This is a genomic window from Pseudomonas agarici (genome assembly GCF_900109755.1).
Classification (GTDB): Bacteria; Pseudomonadota; Gammaproteobacteria; order Pseudomonadales; family Pseudomonadaceae; genus Aquipseudomonas; species Aquipseudomonas agarici.
This window is the reverse complement of the sequence record NZ_FOAR01000021.1, coordinates 68,360-88,278: the sequence shown is the minus strand read 5'-3', so window position 1 is coordinate 88,278 and position 19,919 is coordinate 68,360. Positions and strand designations below refer to the sequence as shown.

The window sequence follows — 19,919 nt, the reverse complement described above, 5'->3', positions numbered from 1 at the left end:
CGCCAATCAGCAGTCGGGTTTGTCAGCGGTATAACGCCGCGCCGGATTCACCGCCGCACCGAACTCGCGCAGGGCCTTGGCGCCGATCAGTAACGGATAGTTGAAGCTGCTGCGGTTGGTCAGGTTGACTTCCACGGTGCGTTTGACGTTGCCAAGGCACATTTCCAGGTCCACCACAGGCCGCTTGCTCGGATCGGCGACATCACTGTCCTCGTCTTCCTCGGTGCGAGTCTTGATCTTACTGATGCGTGAGATCAGGTGTTCATAGACCTTGTTATCGGCATCGGCGGTACCGAGACGGAAACGTACCCAGTCCTTGCCGTCGCGCTTGAACAGCTCGATATCCTTGGCCGACAGCGACGCGGTCAGGGCACCGGTGTCCATCTTGGCCTTGAAGGTCTGGCCGATTTCCGGCAGTTGGATGTATTCGTAGCGCCCGTACAAGGTCGGCTCGGCGGCCATGGCGGGCAAGGCCAGGAGGGACAACAGGGCAAGAAGCGATTTCACTTGGACGGTACCTTTGAGTGGAGACGTGGGGAGTGGGTTCAGCTACCGGCGCCCCAAATTCCGCTCAGGCTCTGCAGCAGCGGTCCGCTTACGCCCTGGTCGCCCAAGTACTGGAGAATGATCGGGGCAAACTGGCCGACCATACCGCTGTTCATGCCCAGGGCGCCAAAGGCGTTGTCCAGGTCAGTGGGACTTTTTACATTGCCCAAAGCATTGCCGACGGCGGAAGAGCTACCCGACTGCCCGCCGAGCAAACCACCGAGCCCGGCCAGGGCACCACCACCGGACAATTGATCCAGCCCCGGTACGCTCTGGCTCAGTTGCGAATAATCGTTGCCGCTGAGTTTGTTCTTCGCCAACCCCAACATCGCCCCGGTACCACCGATGGCCTGTTCCGGCGTGACATTGAGCTGCGAGCCAAGAGCACTGAGCAAGCCGCTGGCCGGCGCGGCGGCGTTCTTGTTGCCGTCCTGCATGGACGATATCGCATTGGCCGCATCGCTCAGGCTGAAAGCCGCAAACACCGGCGTGGCGGCAAATGCCATCAGTGAAACCAGTACAACACCGCGTGAAACCTTCATCGCTACCACCTCTTGAGTCATCTGAAAGCCCCTGCGCACGGGGCTTGGCACTGCCCGTTGGAGTCGAAAAAACCGGGCTTGTTCCCAGGGCAATAATCTTCAGTGGCGCTCGATGGCAGCCTGGACAAGCGGTCGTGCCCATTCGGGCGTTGCCCGCAGGGCCTGGGCATCTTGCGGATAGGGATAGACCATCTGGCCCTCGACCATCTCCAGCACGAGCAACGGGTCGGGGATCTCCTCGTCGGGCTCGGCGTCGGTGCTGTTATCAAAGACTTGCAGATGGGTCAGGTATGGCATCAGCGCAATCAGGTTCATCCGCGAATTGACCCAACGTTCGCGAATCTTCTGTGGCGCAATATCATGACCGCCACGCGAAACTCGCAAGTGCACTCGCTGCAGGTGCTGCTCCGGCGAAGACAAGCCACAAAACAGCATCACCACATCATGGGTCCGCGACGCCTGGGCGAGCATCAGGGCGATGGTATTGCCCCCCAACGTGGTCTCGAAAGCATAGTTGCGGCCTTCGCACAGGGCGCGTTCCAATTGTCTACGACCGTGTTCCCAGGCCAAGCCATTGGCCTGGGTCGGCTCGATCGCTAATGAACCGATCAGCTCGCGGGCAAAGCTGTCTGGGTTAAACCAATCCAACCCATGCTCGGCGAGCAACGCACCGCCTATCGAGCTTTTGCCGGCGCCATTGACGCCGGCCAGGACAAAAATAAACGGACGTTCGGCGACAGGCGTCACCGCCATCAGAATGAAGAGCCAGCTTTAGGTCGCTTGGCCAGCTTGCCTTTGGCCGCCAGCAACGAGCGCAGCCCCTGGGCGGCTTCGGGTTGTTGCAGGCTCTCCAGGCGCGCATTAAAGCGCTGGGTCAGCTCATCCAGCGCCGATTGCTCCCGAGCCTTGTAGGCCTGCACTTGCGCGGTCAACTGCTGGTAGGTCTCGGCGTCCAGCAAGACCATTTCCACCGTGGAGTGATTGGTCACTGCGACACTGCCGGACTGATGAACCAGGCGAACAACATCGGCCCACTTGTTCTTCACCTGGGACGCGTTCTGACGGGGCAGATCAAGCAGATCAGGCAAGGCAATCATGACGCGGACTCGCAGACAAGGAAGACAGGCTCACTATAACAAGGCGACGCCATTCTGGCTATTTTTGCCATATTGGTTTTTTCTGTCCTATGAAGGTGGCACGCAGACGTGCTCGCCCGCCAAAGGTGCAGAGACGCTCCCAACGTCCTCAGAATTCCCCTCCTACGCCGAGTGGACAACGAGCAAACTATCGCAACGCTTATATAGCCGCACTGTTATTCAGCAACCTGGCGTTATTTCAAAACAACCTCGGAACCTGTCAATTCTGACAGTAGCCATCACCACTGACTTTGCGCAACATCAAAGCTCTTTCAATCGATAAGTGAGCAAGCAGACATGCAAGGAAAAATGAAAGTAGGACTAGGACTGATGGTGATTGCCTTGTTCACAGGCAATGCTTATGCCGATACCGCCACCTGTCCGCCCGCCACGGCAATCAAAGAGCAACCGCTTAAGGATGGAGGCTTCAGTTATAGCGCGCCAGGCCCCGAGGGACGAATGTGGACGGGAGAAAATGAATATGCCGCCAAGAGTTATCTGGGCAAAGTTAATTTTACCAATGCCAAGTTCAATACCGACAGCCAGGCAGTCATCTGTAGCTATGAAGGCGACGGCGAGGCGGGTATCAGGTTGGCCCTGAAACCTTTCAATCAGTGGAAAGCGGCGAACGGAACAGCCTGGCAAAAGCAAGACTGCGCCGATTCGGACATCTCAAAGTGCTCTTTTGAGTATCAGAAATAGAAGAATCACCCAGCCTCCTTGTTTGATCGTTCCCACGTGGGAACGCCTCGCATACTTTGTAAAGATGATTGCGCAGGACAATATCACTTATTCCACGCCCGAACGTCTGAATATGGCGATACTCATGAGAGCAATCATCACGAGAGACTAAAAAAGGCGACCGGAGTCGCCCTTTTTAGTTTCGCCTTGATCTATTTACGCCGCACTGAACAGCTTGTGCGGGTCGATCACGAATTTCTTCGGCACGCCGGCGTCGAACTCGCCATAACCTTGTGGTGCCTGGTCCAGGCTGATGACCTGCACACCGACGATTTCGGCGATGTTGATTCGGTCCCACATGATCGCCTGCATCAACTGGCGGTTGTATTTCATCACGGGAGTCTGGCCGGTATGGAAACTGTGGGACTTGGCCCAGCCGAGGCCAAAGCGGATGCTCAGGCTGCCGATTTTCGCGGCGGCGTCCACCGCGCCCGGATCTTCGGTCACGTACAGCCCTGGAATACCAATCTTGCCCGCCACCCGCACCACCCCCATCAGCGAGTTGAGTACGGTAGCCGGCGCCTCGTGCTTGACGCCCTCATGACCGTGACCACGGGCCTCGAAGCCCACGGCATCGACAGCACAGTCCACTTCCGGCTCGCCCAGCAACGCCGCAATCTGTTCGTGCAGCGGCGTGTCCTGGGACAGATCGGCGATTTCAAAGCCCTGGGCCTTGGCGTGGGCCAGGCGAATCGGGTTGACGTCACCGATGATGACGACAGCGGCACCCAGCAGGCGCGCCGAGGCGGCGGCGGCCAGGCCAACCGGACCGGCGCCAGCGATATACACGCTACTGCCCGGACCGACACCGGCGGTCACGGCACCGTGGTAGCCGGTCGGCAGGATGTCGGAGAGGCAGGTCAGGTCGCGGATTTTCTCCATGGCCTTGTCGCGATCCGGCAGTTTCAGCAAGTTGAAGTCGGCATACGGCACCAGCACGTACTCGGCCTGACCACCGGTCCAATCGCCCATGTCGACGTAGCCGTAGGCGCCACCGGCACGGGCCGGGTTGACGGTGAGGCAGACGCCGGTGTGCTGCTCCTTGCAAGAGCGGCAGCGTCCACAGGCAACGTTGAAAGGCACGGAAACCAGGTCGCCGAGTTTCAGGTTCTCGACGTCACTGCCCTTCTCGACCACTTCACCGGTGATCTCGTGACCCAGAACCAGACCAACCTGGGCGGTGGTGCGACCACGGACCATGTGCTGGTCGGAGCCGCAGATATTGGTGGAGACTACGCGCAGGATGACTCCGTGCTCGATCTTCTTGCCGCGCGGGTCCTGCATTTTCGGATAGTCGATTTTTTGCACTTCGACCTGACCATTGCCCAGATACACCACACCACGATTGCCAGACATGCTTTCACCTCGCTGTTGTTTTTAGATAACGGCGCGTCACCAGAGGGCAGCGCACGGATTGCTCGGGTTTGTGCTTGTGTCTTGTTATTGCGTTGTTCTTGCCGGCGCAGAGAACGGCCAGATAATCAGAGGACGACGGTCCGATTGGCGTTCAAAAAGACGCGTCGCTCAATGTGATAACCCACCGCCCGCGCCAGCGTCAGCCCTTCGATGTCTCGCCCCTTGGCAATCAGGTCCTCGGGATAATGGCTGTGATCCACCACTTCCACGCCCTGGGCGATGATCGGGCCTTCGTCCAGGTCGTTGTTGATGTAGTGCGCGGTGGCACCCACCCATTTCACGCCCTTGTTGTAGGCCTGGTGATACGGCTTGGCGCCCTTGAAGCCGGGCAGCAACGAGTGATGGATATTGATGGCCTTGCCATCGAGCTTGCGGCACAGCTCCGGCGACAGCACCTGCATGTAGCGGGCGAGAATCACCAGTTCGGCGTCGGATTCCTCGATCACCCGCCAAACCTGGCGCTCCTGGCTCGGCTTGTCGTTGGGGTCCAGGGGGAAATGGTAGTAGGGAATCTGGTGCCAGTCGGCCAGGGGCTTAAGGTCCGGGTGATTGGACACCACGGCGACCACGTCCATGGACAATTGGCCGATGCGCTGGCGGTAGAGCAGGTCATTGAGGCAGTGATCGGCCTTGGAGACCATGATCACCACTTTCGGTCGGTGATTCGGCGCAGTCAGCTCGAAGATCATACCGAAGGTCTCGCCACGCCGGGCCAGGCCTGCACGGAAGGCCTGTTCGTCGAAAGCCTCGGGCTGGCGGAACTCCACACGAATGAAGAACCGGCCAGAGAGCCGATCATCGAACGAGTGGTGTTCGGTGACGTAGCAACCCTGCTCGAACAGATAGCGGGTCACCGCATCCACCGTACCGAGCACGCTGGGGCAGTCAGCGGTCAAAATCCATGTATCGGGTGCGCGGCTCATTGCTTGACTCCTGTGCGTGACGCCAGTTGGTGAATACCCGAGCGATGCAGCACCTGTAGCGAGGGGGTTTGCCCCTCGCCACCCAGTGCCTGCCCGCTCATATCAGGCCTGGACGCTGAGACCGTATTCAGCCGAGGCGTCCTGCAACCACAGCCACCAGTAGTCCGAGAAGCTGCGCCGGATCACCAGTTCCCAAGTCTCCTCGCCGGTATGGCGGATCATCAGTTGCGACTTGGCGAACACGGTGCCCACCGCCTTGCCCACGGGGAAGTTGTTGGGGTGTACGTCATAGCTGGTGGACTTCATCAGCACCTCGCGCACGTTCGGGCCGCTCAGTTCCAGCAGTTGCTGGCCGCCGCTGACATTGACGATGGCGACATGCAAGTCGCCCAGCGCTTCGCGCAGTGCCTGCTCGGCGGCAAACTCCTCGCCGCTGGGGACGATTAGCAGCCACTCATCGGGGCCAAGCCATTGCAGGCTGGTGTCACCCTTGGCGACTACGGTCAGCGCCACCGGCAGTTCCAGGCCGAGGGCCTTGTGTACACCGGCGGCCAGCGCCGGGTCGCGGCCATCGCCACGAAGGGTCAGGTGCCCGAGCAGCTTCTTTTCCCGCACGGTCACTCCGGCGTTCTTGCGGCCCCGGCCCACCCTGCTCGCGAGGTCGGCATGGTGCAACGACGACTCGGCCTTGGCCCCGGAGGTCGGGCGTTGTTGGTAAACGTTGGCTGTGGTCATAAAACACCTTTGCTGAATGCTGTTGAGCGTTCCGCTGTTCTGCGCGGGAACCCTCTACTTAAATGTTCTGGCGATCGCCCTTTGGATCGAAGAACACCGAAGAAACGATTTGCGCCTCGATCACGCTGCCATCGGCCAGCGGTGCGAACACCCGCTCGCCAATGCGCTTGAGCCCGCCCTTGACCACGCCCAGGGCAAACGAATAACCGAGGGAGTTGTGGGCATAGCTGGAGGTCACGTGACCGACCATCTTCATTGGGATCGATTGCTTCGCATCGAACACCAACTGCGCGCCTTCCGGCAGCCACTGGGTCGGATCGACCGGCTTGAGCCCGACCAACTGCTTGCGCTCGTCGCGCACGCAGTCTTCGCGATTCATTCCGCGCCAGCCGATCCAGGAGAACGGCTTGGTACGCCCCACACACCAGCCCATGTTCAGATCGTCCGGGGTCATCGAGCCATCCGTGTCCTGACCGACGATGATGAAGCCCTTCTCGGCCCGCAGCACGTGCATGGTCTCGGTGCCATACGGAGTCAGGTTGTACTGTTTGCCCGCCTCGGCGATTTTTTCCAGCACGCCCATGGCGTAGTCGGCCTGGATGTTGACCTCGTAGGACAACTCGCCGGTAAAGGAAATCCGAAACACCCGCGCCGGCACGCCGCCCACCCGGCCTTCTTTCCAGGTCATGAACGGGAACGCATCCTTGTCCAGGTCGATGTCGGTAACTTCGCTGAGCAGCTTGCGGCTGTTCGGGCCGGACAACGTCAGGGTCGCCCAGTGATCGGTCACGGAGGTGAAGTACACCTGCATGTCCGGCCATTCGGTCTGGTGATAGAGCTCCAGCCATTGCAGTACGCGCGCGGCACCGCCGGTGGTGGTGGTCATCAGAAAGTGATTGTCGGCCAGACAGGCGGTGACACCATCGTCGAAGACCATGCCGTCTTCCTTGCACATCAGGCCGTAGCGGGCCTTGCCCACCTCAAGCTTGGTCCAGGCGTTGGTGTACACGCGGTTGAGGAATTCACGGGCATCCGGGCCTTGGATATCGATCTTGCCCAGGGTCGAGGCGTCGAGCAGGCCGACGCTATCGCGCACGGCCTGGCATTCACGCTTGACCGCCGCGTGCAGGTCCTCGCCGTTGCGCGGGAAGTACCACGGCCGTTTCCACTGGCCGACGTCTTCGAATTCGGCGCCCTGTTTCACATGCCAAGCCTGCAAGGCAGTGTAGCGCACCGGCTCGAAGAGATGCCCGCAGTGGCGCCCGGCGACCGCGCCGAAAGTCACTGGCGTGTAGTTCGGACGGAACATGGTGGTGCCCATCTGCGCGATGGTCACGTTCAGCGAACGGGCGGCAATGGCCAGACCGTTGACGTTGCCCAGCTTGCCTTGGTCGGTACCGAAGCCCAGCGCAGTGTAGCGCTTGACGTGTTCGACCGATTCGAAGCCTTCGCGGGTCGCCAGTTCGATGGCGGCGGCGGTGACATCATTCTGCAGGTCGACAAATTGCTTCGGTGCCCGTGCGGTGGCTTTTTCGTGGGGTACCTGAAACAACGCCAGGGTCGGCTCTTCCAGGCGCGCCAGAGCCTTGGGCAGCACCCCTTCGACGGCCTTGAAACCGGCTTCGCTGGCGGCGCGCGCACCGCCCTCAAAACCGTCGGCCAGGGCATCGGCGAGGCCATAGACACCGTTGATGCCACCGACGCACACGCGTTTCTGCGGCGCTTCTCCAGGGACGAAACCGAGAATGTCTTCACGCCAGATCGGCTTGCCACCCAGGTGCGAGGCCAGGTGTACCACCGGGCTGTAGCCGCCGGAGCTGGCCACCAGGTCGCAGTCCAACCATTCCCCGGGGCTGGTGACTTTATGGGCCTGGACGTCGATGGCGGCGATCCGCGCCGCAGTCACGTGCTTGCTGCCACGGGCTTCGATCACGGCGCTGGCGGTGAGAATGCGAATGCCCTTGGCCCGTGCCTCTTCCACCAGCGCACCACGCGGGTTGCTGCGGGCGTCGGCAATCGCAACCACTTGCAGGCTGGCGTCGAGCCAGTCCAAGGCCACGCGGTAGGCGTGATCGTTGTTGGTCGACAGCACCAGTTTCCTGCCAGGTGCCACGCCGTAACGCCGCACGTAGGTCGAAACGGCACCGGCGAGCATATTGCCCGGCACATCGTTGTTGCCATAGACCAGCGGGCGCTCATGGGCGCCGGTCGCCAGGACCACCCGCTTGGCGCGGACCCGATGAATACGCTGACGCACCTGCCCGATCGGTGCGCGGTCGCCGAGGTGATCGGTGAGACGCTCGTGGATGGTCAGGAAGTTATGGTCGTGGTAGCCGTTGACGGTGGCCCGTGACAGTAGCAGGACATCCGGCAGCGCCTTCAACTCGGCGATCACACTGGCGACCCACTCGGTCGCGGGTTTGCCGTCGAGGCTTTCGCGCGAATCGAGCAGACTGCCGCCGAATTCTTCCTGCTCATCGGCGAGGATCACCCGCGCACCGCTGCGAGCCGCAGCCAGTGCGGCAGCCAAACCGGCAGGACCGGCGCCGACGATCAGTACGTCACAATGCCGATTCATGTAATCGTAGGTATCGGGATCGTTCTCGGTCGGCGAACGGCCCAGGCCGGCAGCCTTGCGAATGTACTTCTCATAAGTCATCCAGAACGACTGCGGATACATGAAGGTCTTGTAGTAGAAGCCCGGCGGCATCAGCTTGCCGCCCACCTTACCGAGAATCCCCATCACATCGTTGTTGACGCTCGGCCAGCCGTTGGTGCTAGTGGCGACCAGGCCCTGATAGAGGGCCTGCTGGGTAGCGCGGACGTTGGGGATCTGGGTCGCTTCGGTGGCGCCGATCTGCAACACCGCATTCGGTTCTTCGCTACCGGCGGCAACAATGCCCCGTGGCCGCGAATACTTGAAGCTGCGCCCGATGATATCCACGCCGTTGGCCAACAACGCGGCAGCCAGGGTGTCACCTTCGAAGCCCTTGTAGGTCTGGCCATTGAAGGTGAAGCTCAAGACTTTGTTGCGGTCGATCCGACCACCGTTGGACAGGCGATTGACCTGGCTCATACCTTCTCTCCCACAACGGCGCCCGGCGCTTTCGAACGGTCTGCTCCGGCGGTGAACTGGGGCTTCTCGCCGATCCGGTAGGTTTCCAGGATTTCGTAGGTGACGGTGTCACGGGTCACGTTGAAATATTGGCGGCAGCCGGCGACGTGATCCCAGAGCTCGTGGTGCAGTCCGCGCGGGTTGTCGCGAAAGAACAGGTAGTCGCCCCACTGCTCGTCGCTGCAGACGCCGGGCTCCAGGGGACGCGGGATGTGCGCCTGTCCGGAGGCGTGAAACTCCTCTTCGGAGCGCAGCTCGCCGCAATGAGGACAGAAGATATGCAACATAGGGATTTCTCCTCTCAAGCCTCTTGAAAACGTAGCGAGCGAAGGCAAGACAAGGAAAAAACAGGTGAAAAAACGGAGCTTAGTTTACTAAGTGAGCGTTTCGAGCCTGTTTTTAACGCCGTATTGCCGAGCGCAGTCGTTTTCATAAGGTCTTTATTAGTGGGCGACCGCGGCTGCGCCATGTTCATCGATCAACGCACCGTTGTGGAAACGGTCGATGGAGAAAGGTGCGGCCAGAGGGTGCATTTCACCTTTGGCCAGGCTCGCGGCAAACACGTTGCCCGAGCCCGGTGTTGCCTTGAAGCCACCCGTACCCCAACCGCAGTTGAAGAACATGTTCGGGACCGGGGTTTTCGAGATGATCGGGCACGCATCCGGCGTGGTGTCGACGATGCCGCCCCACTGGCGGTTCATGCGCACGCGGGACAACACCGGGAACATCTCGACGATGGCCTGGATCGTATGCTCGATCACCGGGTACGAGCCACGCTGGCCGTAACCGTTATAGCCATCGATGCCGGCACCGATCACCAGGTCGCCCTTATCCGATTGGCTGATGTAGCCGTGTACAGCGTTGGACATGATCACGCTGTCGATGATCGGCTTGATCGGTTCGGACACCAGCGCTTGCAGGGGGTGGGATTCGATTGGCAGACGGAAACCGGCGAGCTTGGCCATATGCCCGGAGTTCCCGGCGGTGACCACGCCGACGCGCTTGGCGCCGATAAAGCCCTTGTTGGTTTCTACGCCGATGCACACGCCGTTTTCTTTGCGAAAACCAATCACTTCGGTCTGTTGGATCAGGTCCACCCCCAGGGCGTCGGCCGCGCGGGCGAAGCCCCAGGCCACGGCATCGTGACGAGCGACGCCGCCGCGACGCTGGACGGTGGCGCCCATGACCGGGTAGCGGGTGTTCTTCGAGCAGTCCAGGTACGGAATCTCGTCCGCTACCTGCCTGGCGTCGAGCAGTTCACCGTCGACGCCATTCAGACGGTTGGCGCTGACCCGCCGCTCGGAATCACGGATATCCTGCAGGGTGTGACAGAGGTTGTAGACGCCACGCTGGGAGAACATGACGTTATAGTTGAGGTCTTGGGACAGGCCTTCCCACAGTTTCATCGCGTGTTCGTACAGGTGTGCCGACTCGTCCCACAGGTAGTTGGAACGCACGATGGTGGTGTTGCGGGCGGTGTTGCCGCCGCCCAGCCAGCCCTTCTCGACCACCGCGACGTTGCTGATGCCGTGCTCCTTGGCCAGGTAGTAAGCGGTTGCCAGGCCATGCCCGCCGCCGCCGACGATGACCACGTCATAGACCTTTTTCGGGGTCGGCGTGCGCCACATTTTCTGCCAGTTTTCGTGATGGCTCAGAGAGTGCTTGAAGAGGCCGAAGCCCGAATAGCGTTGCATGGTCATTTACTCCAAAACCGCTCTCAGCGATAAACCGGGAAGTCCGCGCACAGCGCTGTCACCTGCTTGGCGACGTTCGCCTCGACATCGGCATCGCCGAGGTTGTCGAGGATGTCGCAGATCCAGCCGGCCAGTTCCACGCATTGGCTCACCTTGAAACCTCGGCTGGTAACGGCCGGGGTGCCGATGCGCAGGCCGGAAGTGACAAACGGCGATTGCGGGTCGTTCGGCACCGCGTTCTTGTTCACGGTGATATGCGCACGACCCAGGGCGGCATCGGCCTCTTTGCCGGTCAGGCCCTGACGGATCAGGCTGACCAGGAACAGGTGGTTGTCGGTGCCGCCGGACACGACATCGTAGCCACGCTTGATAAAGACACTCGCCATCGCCTGGGCGTTGTCGATGACTTGTTGCTGATAGACCTTGAAGCCCGGCTCCAGCGCCTCCTTGAAGCTCACGGCCTTGGCGGCGATCACATGCATCAGCGGGCCGCCCTGGGCACCGGGGAACACCGCCGCGTTGAGTTTCTTCTCGATCTGCTCATTGGCCTTGGCCAGGATCAGGCCGCCACGGGGACCGCGCAGGGTCTTGTGGGTGGTGGTGGTGACCACATCGGCGTAGGGCAGCGGATTGGGATACAGGCCGGCGGCGACCAGACCGGCGACGTGGGCCATGTCGACGAACAGCAGCGCACCGACCTTGTCGGCGATCTGACGAAAGCGCGGGAAGTCGAGGGTTTTCGAATAGGCCGAGAAACCGGCGACGATCATCTTCGGCTTGTGCTCGACGGCCAGGCGCTCGACTTCATCGTAATCGATCAGGCCGGTATCGGTGTCGATCCCATATTGAACGGCGTTATACAGTTTGCCCGAGGACGACACCTTGGCACCGTGGGTCAGGTGACCGCCGTGGGCCAGGCTCATACCCAAGAGGGTGTCGCCGGCCTGCAACAGCGCCAGGTACACCGCGCTGTTGGCCGAGGAGCCGGAGTGCGGCTGGACGTTGACGTAATCGGCGCCGAACAGTTGCTTGGCGCGCTCGATGGCCAGGGCCTCGACCTTGTCTACGTGTTCGCAGCCACCGTAGTAGCGCTTACCCGGATAACCTTCGGCGTACTTGTTGGTCAGGCCGCTGCCCTGGGCCTGCATCACGCGCTTACTGGTGTAGTTCTCCGACGCGATCAGCTCGATGTGATCTTCCTGACGCTGCTCCTCGGCATTCATGGCCGCCATCAGTGCATCGTCATAACCCTGGATCTGGTCTTGCTTGCTGAACATCGCGTCTCTCCCAGCGGCGGTGGCACGCCATTCGTCTCGGTGAGGCCGTTGCCATGCGGCAGTGCCCTTTGCCGCTGATGGTATGACCGGCGCAGACAGCTCAAATGCCTACGCACGCCTTGCAAAGGTGCGTTTACGACATAGCCTGGCGCAAAGAGATAATCGAGGCGAAAGATGACGCAAGCCTGTGGCGGGCGGTGCTCGTTGAATAGCGAGTTTTCCTACGCAAACTGCGCCTGTGCGGTGAGGTCATTTCTGGTTACAGTGCACAGCATAAATGATCACAAGGACCGGGCCATGACCGACAAGAGCCAACAATTCGCCAGTGACAACTATTCCGGTATCTGCCCTGAAGCCTGGGCCGCCATGGAGCAGGCCAACCACGGCCACCAGCGCGCCTACGGCGACGATGAGTGGACCCAGCGCGCCGCCGATGGCTTTCGCAGACTGTTCGAAACCGACAGCGAGGTATTCTTCGCCTTCAACGGCACCGCCGCCAACTCCCTGGCCCTGTCGTCCCTGTGCCAGAGCTACCACAGTGTGATCTGCTCGGAAACCGCCCACGTCGAGACCGACGAATGCGGCGCGCCGGAGTTTTTCTCCAACGGCTCCAAGTTGCTCACCGCCCGCACGGAAAACGGCAAACTGACGCCGGACTCGATCCGCGAAATTGCCCTCAAGCGCCAGGACATCCACTACCCCAAGCCACGGGTGGTGACTCTGACCCAGGCCACCGAAGTCGGCAGCGTCTACACCCCGGAGGAAATCCGCGCTATCAGTGCCACCTGCAAGGAGCTGAACCTGAACCTGCACATGGACGGCGCGCGCTTCTCCAACGCCTGCGCCTTCCTCGACTGTTCGCCGGCGGACCTGACCTGGAAGGCCGGGGTCGACGTGTTGTGCTTCGGCGGGACGAAAAACGGCATGGCGGTAGGCGAAGCGATCCTGTTCTTCAACCACGACCTGGCGGTGGACTTCGACTACCGCTGCAAGCAGGCCGGACAGTTGGCTTCAAAGATGCGCTTTCTCTCCGCGCCCTGGGTCGGTCTCCTGGAAAACCACGCCTGGCTCAAGCATGCCCGGCACGCCAACCACTGTGCACAGTTGCTCAGCAGCCTGGTCAAGGATATTCCCGGCGTGGAACTGATGTTCCCGGTCGAGGCCAACGGCGTGTTCCTGCAACTGTCGGAACCGGCCATCGCCGCGCTGACCGCCAGGGGCTGGCGCTTCTACACCTTCATCGGCAAGGGCGGCGCGCGCTTCATGTGCTCATGGGATACCGAAGAGACGCGGGTGCGGGAGCTGGCGGCGGATATCCGCGAGGTCATGACCGGGTTTCTGTAAGGACTGGCTTTGCAGACCGCTACCGCCGGTCGCGACTGTCATTTCTGACAGTATCGAGCGCCGTCCCGCGGATGGGAAAATCCAACCGCCTGAAAAGGAGTTCGTGCAGTCTTTCAGGATATGGGCCAGCCACTCACCCAGTGACAGCCCCCATGCCAAGGAGAGATAGACATGACCAAGCAAACCCTCTGCGCCAACCCGCAAGCCAACGCCGGCCCTGCGGAGGTCAACTGGGAAGAAGTGCAGAAGTTGATCAGTATCGGCGACCACGTAAAGTTTCTCGCGGGGTCGTCGGAAGGCAAAATCGGCCGCAAACTTTATGAGCAAACAGGGCCTGACACTTACCAAATAAAAATTTGGCGAGAAGATTAGTAGGAATCCGGTCGTTCCCACGCTAGTGGCCTGTACGGTGAGTTCGTTAGCTCAAGTTCGGATGCCATAAGTTCATGGCTAAGGCGCTGTGACGAGTCATAGCCGGGCTATGGCGAGGAACAGCAACGCAAGCCAGGGATTTATGGCGCCGAAATTGACTCATAGAACTAACCACACAGGCCACTAAAGCGTGGGAACGATCGTCGCGACCCAGCAGTGGGGTCCCCCTCAGCTCTGCCCGATGGTTTTCGAGATCGCTTCGACCGTGGCGCTGACTTGCTCTTGATAACGGTCGAGTTCCTCGCGGTGCTGACGCCGCGCTTCGAGTTGCTGTGAACACAGGTTCAAGGCCGCCAGGACCAGCAACGGCTCGCCGATCAGCGTGGGAAACCTCTTCTTGGTGTCGACCAGGGCCGTCTTGAGCATCAGGGTTGCGTCCTGCAACGTCTGCTCCTGGCCGGCGGGGGCCTTGATCGAATATTCCTCACCGAGGATCGAGATGACGGTCACCCCATCGGCGCTGGCTATCATGCGCCCACGGGATCCGCGCTGACACGTTCGACCAGCGCCCGGATACGAGCGGCGGTGGCGCCGTGCTTTTCTTCCTGCTCCATCAGGCTCAGTTGCAGGCTTTCGTTTTCATCCTTGGCCTGGGCCAGTTCGGCGCTCAATGCCGCATTGGCGGCCAACAGCTCTTGTTTTTGCTGAACCAGCTCGCTGACCAGTTGTTCCAGTTGATTGAGGGAAGTCTCCAACATTTTCTTGATCTCTCGGGCAGTTTCAAAGGGCGCGTAAGATAAAGAAAAGCCCCTGGATTTGCCAGGGAAAAACGCTCTCAAAGCCTTGATTTTCCTGGCCGGGTGCTTTTCTTCATGCTTAGGGACTGTGATTGGCCAAACATGTTCCCGGCCTTTCGTCGCAAAGCCGCCCCCATGCGAAAATACGCAGAAGCTTCAGGCTTTCCTCATACGACCGACGCGTCGATGTAGGGGCCCAGAGCATATTGTCGCCGACCCGATCAGTACTCGATCCGTACATCCCCCTTCGGCACACTGCAACATGACAGAATATAACCCTCGGCCATATCGTCGTCGGTGATCCCGCCGTTGTGGTCCATCTCCACCTCCCCACCCAGCTTAAGCACCTTGCAGGTGCCGCAGATGCCCATGCCGCAGGCCTTGGGAATCATCAGGCCCAGCTTGGCCGCTGCCGCGTGCACGGTTTCACCAGGCACCACGCGAATGCTCTTGCCAGTGGCGGTGAATTCCACCTGGTGCAGGTCCGCAGCATCCACTTCCGGCGCCTCGGCGGCCTGTTCGGCCTGTTCCACGGCATCGGCACGGGCTTGCGACGGCGTCGCGCCGAACGATTCCTCGTGATAGCGGTTCATATCGAACCCGGCAGCTTCCAGCAGGCGTTTGACCGCGTTCATGTACGGCGTCGGGCCGCAGCAGAATACTTCGCGGTCGAGGAAGTCCGGGGTCATCAGCTCCAGCATTTTGTGGTTCAGATAACCGCGATAACCGGCCCAGGGCTCGCCCAGGCCATGTTTTTCACAGATCAGGTGCAGACTGAAGTTATCGATCCGCGACGCCATATGCTCCAGCTCGCGCTGATAGATGATGTCCTTGGGCGAGCGGGCACTGTGGATAAACACCATGTCGACATTGGCGTTGGTGTCATAGAACCAGCGGGCCATGGACATCACCGGGGTGATGCCGACGCCGCCGCTCAGGTACAACACTTTGGGGCCGGGGAAGTCGATAGCGTTGAACAGCCCGACCGGCCCGTGCACCGCCAACTCCTGGCCTTCGTGCAGGGTGTCGTGCAGCCAGTTGGAGACCCGCCCGCCCGGTATGCGCTTGATGGTCACGGAAAAGCTGTAGGGCACCGACGGCGAGCTGGAAATGGTGTAGGAGCGCATGATCGGCTGCCCGTCGATTTCCAGTTCCAGGGTGACGAACTGCCCCGGTTTGAAGAAGAACATAATCGGCTGGTCGGCCATGAAGCAGAAGGTGCGCACGTCCCAGGTTTCCTGGATAACCTTCACGCAACGCACGATATGCCGACCATTGGCCCAGGTCTGGGTAGTTACCGGATTCAGGAAGCTGTTCGACATCGTGTTCTCCGCGCCGATCGTCGGCTCTATGTGGGCGATTCTGCGCAAGCCTCATGGCGACCATTTACCTATCCACGACATTGACATGCTTATCGCGACCAGCCCCCAACGACAGGGGATTGCGCGTCGGGAACGGATGCGGCCATGTCGCCCATGGATAAGGTCGGCATCGCTGCCAGTCGCACACTCCAGCGTCAATGAGCCGCTGTATTTTTGCCTTGCGCACTCGGGGCTGTACGACATGTTTTCGAGCACAGGCCAGGCAAGGCGAAAGCCGGCGAGCCAGCTTTCAACGTCGCATGGGCAAACGCAGATACATTTGGTACAGAGCCTAACCGTATTAATCGCCGGCCACACCGTATGGCCATGAGGACCGAATCGATGGACGTCACCGCAACCCTGAGCCTGGGCGATCCGCTGGAACCCGCACGCAAGGCCACCGCACAGATGTTGCAAGAACGCGAGCGGACCTTTTCCCTGCCGCAGCCGTTCTACTGCGATGAGCGGCTGTTCGAAATCGACATGCAGGAAATCTTCCAGAAAGAGTGGTTGATCGCCGGTATGACCTGCGAAATCCCGGCCAAGGGCAATTACATGACCCTGCAGATCGGCAAGAACCCGATCATCGTGATCCGTGGCGCCGACGGCGTGGTCCATGCCTTTCACAACGTCTGCCGCCATCGCGGTTCACGCTTGTGTACCAGCGACAAGGGCAAGGTCGCCAAGCTGGTCTGCCATTACCACCAATGGACCTATGAACTGGACGGGCGCCTGCTGTTCGCCGGCACCGAGATGGGCGCCGACTTCGACATGCAGCAATACGGCCTCAAACCGGTGCATGTGAAGACCTCCGGCGGCTACGTCTTTATCAGCCTGGCGCAAAACCCGCCGCCGATCGACGAGTTCCTGGCGACCCTGAACCACTACATGGAACCCTACGACATGGAAAACACTAAGGTGGCGGTGCAGACCACCCTGGTGGAAAAAGCCAACTGGAAACTGGTACTGGAGAACAACCGCGAGTGCTACCACTGCAACGCCTCTCATCCGGAACTGCTCAAGACCCTGCTGGAGTGGGATGACGTCACCGACCCGCGCGCCGACCAGAAATTCAAGGACCACGTGGCCGAATGCACCGTGGCCTGGGAAGCCGAGAAGATCCCTTACGCCCACGCCAGCTTCGGCCTGCGCAACCGTATCGTGCGTATGCCATTGCTCAAGGGCACCGTGTCGATGACCCTGGACGGCAAGCAGGGCTGCAAGAAGCTGATGGGGCGGATCAAGAACCCCGACCTCGGCTCGATGCGCATCCTGCACCTGCCGCACTCGTGGAACCACTGCATGGGCGACCACATTATCGTGTTCACCGTCTGGCCGATCAGTGCCCAGGAGACCATGGTCAGCACCAAGTGGCTGGTACACAAGGATGCGGTCGAAGGCGTCGACTATGACGTGGCGCGCATGCGTGAAGTCTGGGATGCGACCAACAACCAGGACCGTCGCCTGGCCGAAGAAAACCAGCGTGGCATCAACTCCACGGCCTACCAACCCGGGCCATACTCGAAGACCTACGAGTTTGGCGTGGTCAACTTCGTGGATTGGTACAGCGAGCGGATGTTGAGCAACCTGGGGGCCGAGCCCGCGCCGTACCTCAAGGGCGTGCCGGTACACGGCTAAACACACGGATAGACAGTGGTGGCCTGCACGGTGAGTCCCTGACCACACAGGCCACTAGGGCTGTATGAAATTTGATCTATAACGCTCGGCGCTATAAGAACCGAGGCTTAGCGGGCTTGGCGAACAACTTATCCACAGAAGCGCCCACAGCAAATGTGGGTAAGTGCCGATTCAGGCACTGTCGACAGCGAAATAATTTGAATAAAATCCGTGACTTATTCAAAAAGATCGGTTCCAGGCGCTATCGAACATTTTTTGATCAAATCGCTACAGCCCACGTTTTTAAAGGTTCGTGACGAACCGCAAACACCTTATCCACAAAAAGGCCAACAGACTTTGTGTGCAAGTCGGTCATTTTTTCAAGTGTCTGTGGAAAACCCTGAAAAACCGCCAGATATGTAGGTTTCAAGTTGATCAGATGAAGAAAAAACTACAATTGGATAGTTTTTAATCAAAACCTTACAAGCCTTGTAAAACAAGGTCTACAGCGGATAGCAAACATCTTATCCACATAATCGCCAACAGGCTTTGTTAACAAATCGCTCACCAAGCCCCCCTTTGAAAGCCCCTTATCCACATAAAAAACTTGAATAAAAACCGTCAATTAGGTTGATTACTTTTTGTACCAGGGGCTACAACCGTTGAGCTGTGGCGGATACAGCGATGCACCAACATTTTATCCACAGAACCGCCCACAGCCTCTGTGGACATTTATTCAGATGAACACAACCACCCACCGATGCCGAACAGTTCGCCTGGCATCCTTGAACTATCGACTACACTTCTGGCACAGCGCGCCATGTTCTTGCAGTAAAGGTGTCTTGGCCTGACGCATTTACCCGAGGATATCCAGATGGTGCGATCCCCATGTGGCCGTTTCCGTTATTTCCCCTAGCGTTTCGCCGCCCATCCGTAGCCGGCTTCACCTTGATCGAGTTGCTACTTGCTCTGGCATTGCTGGCAACCCTGGCCACGGTGGCCTATCCGCTGACGGCCCTGGTGGGCAAACGCGAACGCGAACTTGACCTGCAACGCTCGTTGCGGGAAATCCGCCGTGCCATCGACGCCTACAAGGAGGCGGTCGATGACGGGCGGATCGACAAAGGCATCACCAACGGTTATCCCCCCTCCCTCGAAACCCTGGCCGAAGGCGTCGTCGATAAGAGCGACCCGAGCGGCCAGAAGATTTTTTTCCTACGGCGTATTCCCCGCGATCCGGTCTGCGAGTGCCCGGACCAGCCCGCCGAGAAAACCTGGCGCCTGCGCAGCTACAAGAGCACCGCCGAGGATCCGGCCGAAGGTGAAGATGTCTTCGATATCAGCTCTACCAGCCAGCGGGAGGGCCTCAATGGCATTGCGTACAACCAATGGTAAGGCCAGGGGCTTTACCCTGATTGAGCTGCTGGTAGTGATGGCCATCATCGCCACGCTGATGACCCTGGTCATGCCGCAGTATTTCCGCCAGCACACCAAGGCACAGGAAACCGTGCTGCGCCATAACCTGGTGTCGATCCGCCAGGCGCTGGATCACTACCGCGAGGACAAGGGTGGCAACCCCGAATCTCTGGAAGACCTGGTCAACGGTCGCTACCTGCGTGAGATTCCTCGGGACCCGATCACCGGCCGACGCGATACCTGGCGCTTGCAGAGCGGCGAGGACAGCGGTTTCGGCGATGTACACAGCGGTGCGCAGGGACAGGCCGTGGACGGCACCGATTATGGCTCCTGGTAACGATTGGCGCGTCCGGGCACCGCAGCGCGGCTCGGTGTTCATGGGTCTGCTGGTGTCGGTGGCGATTGTCGCGGTGCTGATGATGGAAGTGGGCGTGCTCTGGTCGACCCTACTGCGCCGCGAACGCGAGGCGCAGCTACTGGCCCATGGCGAGGAAATCCGACGGGCCATCGGCCTGTACTACGAATCGCAGAGACTGTACCCAAAGACCCTCGAGGACCTGCTGCTGGACCGTCGCCAACCCACGATCAAACGCTACTTGCGCCGGGTCTACGCCGACCCCATGAGCGGCACCACCGATTGGGGAATCATCGCCGGCCCCGGGGAAACCATCATGGGCGTGTTCAGCCAGGCACCGGGACAGCCGCTCAGGCAAGGCAACTTTCGTCGGCACCAGGAAAGTTTCACAGGGCAAAGCAGTTATCAGGGGTGGCAGTTTCTGTACCGGCCTGGACAGAGTAACTCTCCAAAAAGAACGTAGCACTTACGTTGGAGGTGAACATGTTGGGCGATCAAGTCAGTCAATGAACGAAATACCAGAAGCCCGAAC

At 60.0% G+C, this 19,919-nt stretch carries 21 protein-coding genes; 7 read left to right on the top strand and 14 right to left on the bottom strand.

The genetic code is table 11. The features are described from left to right. Positions 1–6: 6 nt before the first annotated feature. The 4 genes from rloA2 to BMX68_RS18455 all read right to left on the bottom strand — a co-directional run bounded on the left by rloA2 (position 7) and on the right by BMX68_RS18455 (position 2,185). Positions 7–507 carry a retropepsin-like aspartic peptidase RloA2 gene (rloA2, locus tag BMX68_RS18470; protein ID WP_017129981.1) on the bottom strand — a complete coding sequence of 167 codons (501 nt, stop codon included), beginning with the start codon at positions 505–507 and terminating at the stop codon, positions 7–9. A 38-nt stretch (positions 508–545) separates the two neighbouring features. Beyond that, a complete protein-coding gene (locus BMX68_RS18465; RefSeq protein ID WP_017129982.1) occupies positions 546–1,088 on the bottom strand; it encodes a DUF2780 domain-containing protein in 543 nt (180 codons plus the stop codon). Between the two features lie 99 nt (positions 1,089–1,187). Further along, on the bottom strand, positions 1,188–1,841 hold the full coding sequence (locus tag BMX68_RS18460; RefSeq protein ID WP_017129983.1) for an ATPase: 654 nt from the start codon (positions 1,839–1,841) through the stop codon (positions 1,188–1,190). Continuing rightward, complete coding sequence (locus BMX68_RS18455; protein WP_017129984.1) at positions 1,841–2,185, bottom strand: type II toxin-antitoxin system Phd/YefM family antitoxin; 345 nt, start codon at positions 2,183–2,185, stop codon at positions 1,841–1,843. The genes BMX68_RS18460 and BMX68_RS18455 overlap by 1 nt, the downstream gene beginning before the upstream one ends. Positions 2,186–2,554: 369 nt before the next feature. Here BMX68_RS18455 and BMX68_RS18450 point away from each other — a divergent pair, with 369 nt between their 5' ends. Beyond that, the gene (locus BMX68_RS18450; protein WP_017129985.1) at positions 2,555–2,926 is read left to right on the top strand and encodes a DUF3757 domain-containing protein; all 372 of its coding nucleotides are present in this window, start codon (positions 2,555–2,557) and stop codon (positions 2,924–2,926) included. A 195-nt stretch (positions 2,927–3,121) separates the two neighbouring features. On the opposite strand, the gene fdhA is transcribed toward BMX68_RS18450, so the two are convergent. The 7 genes from fdhA to glyA form a co-directional block, all read right to left on the bottom strand. Then, positions 3,122–4,321: a formaldehyde dehydrogenase, glutathione-independent gene (gene fdhA / locus BMX68_RS18445; RefSeq protein WP_017129986.1), complete on the bottom strand. Its 1,200-nt coding sequence runs from the start codon at positions 4,319–4,321 to the stop codon at positions 3,122–3,124. A 125-nt stretch (positions 4,322–4,446) separates the two neighbouring features. After that, positions 4,447–5,304: a formyltetrahydrofolate deformylase gene (purU, locus tag BMX68_RS18440; protein WP_017129987.1), complete on the bottom strand. Its 858-nt coding sequence runs from the start codon at positions 5,302–5,304 to the stop codon at positions 4,447–4,449. Positions 5,305–5,406: 102 nt separating this feature from the next. Further along, positions 5,407–6,039 carry a sarcosine oxidase subunit gamma gene (locus tag BMX68_RS18435; RefSeq protein WP_017129988.1) on the bottom strand — a complete coding sequence of 211 codons (633 nt, stop codon included), beginning with the start codon at positions 6,037–6,039 and terminating at the stop codon, positions 5,407–5,409. A 58-nt stretch (positions 6,040–6,097) separates the two neighbouring features. Next, positions 6,098–9,115 (bottom strand): sarcosine oxidase subunit alpha, encoded by a 3,018-nt coding sequence (locus BMX68_RS18430; RefSeq protein ID WP_017129989.1) that lies wholly within the window; start codon positions 9,113–9,115, stop codon positions 6,098–6,100. Next, complete coding sequence (locus BMX68_RS18425; RefSeq protein WP_017129990.1) at positions 9,112–9,441, bottom strand: sarcosine oxidase subunit delta; 330 nt, start codon at positions 9,439–9,441, stop codon at positions 9,112–9,114. The genes BMX68_RS18430 and BMX68_RS18425 overlap by 4 nt, the downstream gene beginning before the upstream one ends. Before the next feature lie 156 nt (positions 9,442–9,597). Then, positions 9,598–10,848 carry a sarcosine oxidase subunit beta family protein gene (locus BMX68_RS18420; protein WP_017129991.1) on the bottom strand — a complete coding sequence of 417 codons (1,251 nt, stop codon included), beginning with the start codon at positions 10,846–10,848 and terminating at the stop codon, positions 9,598–9,600. A 23-nt stretch (positions 10,849–10,871) separates the two neighbouring features. After that, positions 10,872–12,125, bottom strand: a complete 1,254-nt coding sequence (glyA, locus tag BMX68_RS18415; protein WP_017129992.1) for a serine hydroxymethyltransferase — start codon at positions 12,123–12,125, stop codon at positions 10,872–10,874. 297 nt (positions 12,126–12,422) lie between these two features. Here glyA and BMX68_RS18410 point away from each other — a divergent pair, with 297 nt between their 5' ends. Both BMX68_RS18410 and BMX68_RS18405 read left to right on the top strand, forming a co-directional pair. Further along, complete coding sequence (locus BMX68_RS18410; protein ID WP_017129993.1) at positions 12,423–13,469, top strand: threonine aldolase family protein; 1,047 nt, start codon at positions 12,423–12,425, stop codon at positions 13,467–13,469. A 171-nt stretch (positions 13,470–13,640) separates the two neighbouring features. Beyond that, positions 13,641–13,841, top strand: coding sequence for a hypothetical protein (locus BMX68_RS18405; RefSeq protein ID WP_017129994.1), 201 nt, complete (start codon positions 13,641–13,643; stop codon positions 13,839–13,841). Positions 13,842–14,069: 228 nt separating this feature from the next. Here BMX68_RS18405 and BMX68_RS18400 read toward each other — a convergent pair whose 3' ends face one another. The 3 genes from BMX68_RS18400 to gbcB all read right to left on the bottom strand — a co-directional run bounded on the left by BMX68_RS18400 (position 14,070) and on the right by gbcB (position 15,960). Next, positions 14,070–14,372 (bottom strand): cell division protein ZapA, encoded by a 303-nt coding sequence (locus BMX68_RS18400; protein ID WP_017129995.1) that lies wholly within the window; start codon positions 14,370–14,372, stop codon positions 14,070–14,072. Then, on the bottom strand, positions 14,369–14,599 hold the full coding sequence (locus tag BMX68_RS18395) for a hypothetical protein (RefSeq protein WP_017129996.1): 231 nt from the start codon (positions 14,597–14,599) through the stop codon (positions 14,369–14,371). The genes BMX68_RS18400 and BMX68_RS18395 overlap by 4 nt, the downstream gene beginning before the upstream one ends. A 260-nt stretch (positions 14,600–14,859) precedes the next feature. Further along, positions 14,860–15,960 carry a glycine betaine monooxygenase reductase subunit gene (gbcB, locus tag BMX68_RS18390; protein ID WP_017129997.1) on the bottom strand — a complete coding sequence of 367 codons (1,101 nt, stop codon included), beginning with the start codon at positions 15,958–15,960 and terminating at the stop codon, positions 14,860–14,862. Between the two features lie 381 nt (positions 15,961–16,341). Between gbcB and gbca the strand changes: the two genes are divergently transcribed. From gbca to BMX68_RS18365, 4 genes are all read left to right on the top strand, one after another. Beyond that, on the top strand, positions 16,342–17,637 hold the full coding sequence (gene gbca / locus BMX68_RS18380; RefSeq protein WP_017129998.1) for a glycine betaine monooxygenase oxygenase subunit: 1,296 nt from the start codon (positions 16,342–16,344) through the stop codon (positions 17,635–17,637). An 867-nt stretch (positions 17,638–18,504) separates the two neighbouring features. Then, positions 18,505–19,011 carry a prepilin-type N-terminal cleavage/methylation domain-containing protein gene (locus BMX68_RS18375; RefSeq protein WP_017129999.1) on the top strand — a complete coding sequence of 169 codons (507 nt, stop codon included), beginning with the start codon at positions 18,505–18,507 and terminating at the stop codon, positions 19,009–19,011. Continuing rightward, a complete protein-coding gene (locus BMX68_RS18370) occupies positions 18,986–19,369 on the top strand; it encodes a type II secretion system protein (protein WP_017130000.1) in 384 nt (127 codons plus the stop codon). Before BMX68_RS18375 ends, BMX68_RS18370 begins: the two co-directional genes overlap by 26 nt. Beyond that, on the top strand, positions 19,356–19,850 hold the full coding sequence (locus BMX68_RS18365) for a type II secretion system protein (protein ID WP_017130001.1): 495 nt from the start codon (positions 19,356–19,358) through the stop codon (positions 19,848–19,850). The genes BMX68_RS18370 and BMX68_RS18365 overlap by 14 nt, the downstream gene beginning before the upstream one ends. Positions 19,851–19,919 lie beyond the last annotated feature (69 nt).

Coding starts and splice junctions, on each gene's coding strand:
- BMX68_RS18465 (WP_017129982.1), bottom strand. CDS start 1,088: ATGAAGGTTTCACGCGGTGTTGTACTGGTTTCACTGATGGCATTTGCC.
- BMX68_RS18370 (WP_017130000.1), top strand. CDS start 18,986: ATGGCATTGCGTACAACCAATGGTAAGGCCAGGGGCTTTACCCTGATT.
- purU (WP_017129987.1), bottom strand. CDS start 5,304: ATGAGCCGCGCACCCGATACATGGATTTTGACCGCTGACTGCCCCAGC.
- glyA (WP_017129992.1), bottom strand. CDS start 12,125: ATGTTCAGCAAGCAAGACCAGATCCAGGGTTATGACGATGCACTGATG.
- BMX68_RS18410 (WP_017129993.1), top strand. CDS start 12,423: ATGACCGACAAGAGCCAACAATTCGCCAGTGACAACTATTCCGGTATC.
- BMX68_RS18405 (WP_017129994.1), top strand. CDS start 13,641: ATGACCAAGCAAACCCTCTGCGCCAACCCGCAAGCCAACGCCGGCCCT.
- BMX68_RS18430 (WP_017129989.1), bottom strand. CDS start 9,115: ATGAGCCAGGTCAATCGCCTGTCCAACGGTGGTCGGATCGACCGCAAC.
- fdhA (WP_017129986.1), bottom strand. CDS start 4,321: ATGTCTGGCAATCGTGGTGTGGTGTATCTGGGCAATGGTCAGGTCGAA.
- BMX68_RS18365 (WP_017130001.1), top strand. CDS start 19,356: ATGGCTCCTGGTAACGATTGGCGCGTCCGGGCACCGCAGCGCGGCTCG.
- BMX68_RS18460 (WP_017129983.1), bottom strand. CDS start 1,841: ATGGCGGTGACGCCTGTCGCCGAACGTCCGTTTATTTTTGTCCTGGCC.
- BMX68_RS18420 (WP_017129991.1), bottom strand. CDS start 10,848: ATGCAACGCTATTCGGGCTTCGGCCTCTTCAAGCACTCTCTGAGCCAT.
- BMX68_RS18375 (WP_017129999.1), top strand. CDS start 18,505: ATGTGGCCGTTTCCGTTATTTCCCCTAGCGTTTCGCCGCCCATCCGTA.
- BMX68_RS18450 (WP_017129985.1), top strand. CDS start 2,555: ATGGTGATTGCCTTGTTCACAGGCAATGCTTATGCCGATACCGCCACC.
- BMX68_RS18400 (WP_017129995.1), bottom strand. CDS start 14,372: ATGATAGCCAGCGCCGATGGGGTGACCGTCATCTCGATCCTCGGTGAG.
- gbca (WP_017129998.1), top strand. CDS start 16,342: ATGGACGTCACCGCAACCCTGAGCCTGGGCGATCCGCTGGAACCCGCA.
- gbcB (WP_017129997.1), bottom strand. CDS start 15,960: ATGTCGAACAGCTTCCTGAATCCGGTAACTACCCAGACCTGGGCCAAT.
- BMX68_RS18425 (WP_017129990.1), bottom strand. CDS start 9,441: ATGTTGCATATCTTCTGTCCTCATTGCGGCGAGCTGCGCTCCGAAGAG.
- BMX68_RS18395 (WP_017129996.1), bottom strand. CDS start 14,599: ATGTTGGAGACTTCCCTCAATCAACTGGAACAACTGGTCAGCGAGCTG.
- BMX68_RS18455 (WP_017129984.1), bottom strand. CDS start 2,185: ATGATTGCCTTGCCTGATCTGCTTGATCTGCCCCGTCAGAACGCGTCC.
- BMX68_RS18435 (WP_017129988.1), bottom strand. CDS start 6,039: ATGACCACAGCCAACGTTTACCAACAACGCCCGACCTCCGGGGCCAAG.